The organism is Acinetobacter sp. WC-323 (genome assembly GCF_000314615.1).
Taxonomy (GTDB): Bacteria; Pseudomonadota; Gammaproteobacteria; order Pseudomonadales; family Moraxellaceae; genus Acinetobacter; species Acinetobacter courvalinii.
This window is the reverse complement of record NZ_AMZS01000036.1, coordinates 1-426: the sequence shown is the minus strand read 5'-3', so window position 1 is coordinate 426 and position 426 is coordinate 1. Positions and strand designations below refer to the sequence as shown.

1 pseudogene is annotated in these 426 nt (G+C 37.3%); it reads left to right on the top strand.

The window, feature by feature from the left end:
* Positions 1–191 (top strand): annotated as a pseudogene (locus tag ACINWC323_RS10315) (type II toxin-antitoxin system HipA family toxin); the annotation flags it as partial.
* Between the last annotated feature and the right edge of the window lie 235 nt (positions 192–426).

Below are 426 nucleotides of genomic sequence, written 5' to 3'. Positions count from 1 at the left end.
ATAAACTCGGTACTTCAGAAGCTAATCTGACTACTCTAGAAGTCGATGAGATCATCTTGACCATGCGTGAAATTGCACTTCAATTTAGTCAAATTGCGCAGCGCCTGTATCCCCATCAAATTCGAGAATCTACCCTACAGATGATTCAATCACGGATTCAACAGAATATTGATTTTTTAACTGAAACCTAAGCGTAAATATAAACTAAGCGCCAACCATCAACTGCAAATAGACTTTGATATAGTTAGTCGCTACATAATCTGTAGAACCTGTGAATTAGCTCTCTTTATAATCACGAATATTAGATGGATCACCGCCAAGATATATTCTGCAAACGTGAAATCACTACATCCAGATCGAAAATCACTAAGAAAAAACTGTCACCAAAAAAAGGTCTGCACTATGGATAGATGCAGACCAAACTCT